The organism is Kitasatospora sp. MBT66 (genome assembly GCF_000710405.2).
GTDB lineage: Bacteria > Actinomycetota > Actinomycetes > Streptomycetales > Streptomycetaceae > Kitasatospora > Kitasatospora purpeofusca.
In genome coordinates, this window is sequence record NZ_JAIY01000010.1 from 1049206 (window position 1) to 1049573 (window position 368).

Annotated in this window: 1 protein-coding gene; it reads right to left on the bottom strand. The window is 73.9% G+C overall.

Annotated features, from left to right (window positions below; all coding sequences use genetic code 11):
* Positions 1-368, bottom strand: a 368-nt coding sequence (locus BI06_RS29205; protein WP_043472583.1) for a polysaccharide deacetylase family protein, incomplete at both ends; no start/stop codon positions are given.

Here is a 368-nt window from a genome sequence, read left to right on the forward strand (position 1 = left end):
CGGGCCCAGTCCCGGGGGTCGACCGACCAGGCCATCGGACGCATACCCAGCTCGGCGCTCACCTTCAGCGAGGCCGGGGACCAGTCGCCGCCGGGCGCCCGGAACCAGGTGGGCGCCTTCCCGGTGGTCCGGTGCAGCAGCTCGGAGGTGCGCTCCAGCTCCTCGCGGACCTTGGCCTCGGAGAGGTGGCGCAGGTCGGGGTGGGTCCAGGTGTGGTTGGCGATGTGGTGGCCCCGGGCGGCGATCTCCCGGACCAGGTCGGCGTGCTCGACGGCGTTCTCGCCGATCAGGAAGAAGGTGGCCCGGATGCCGTGCTGCTCCAGCAGGGCCAGCACGGTCGGGGTGTGCCGGGGGTCGGGGCCGTCGTC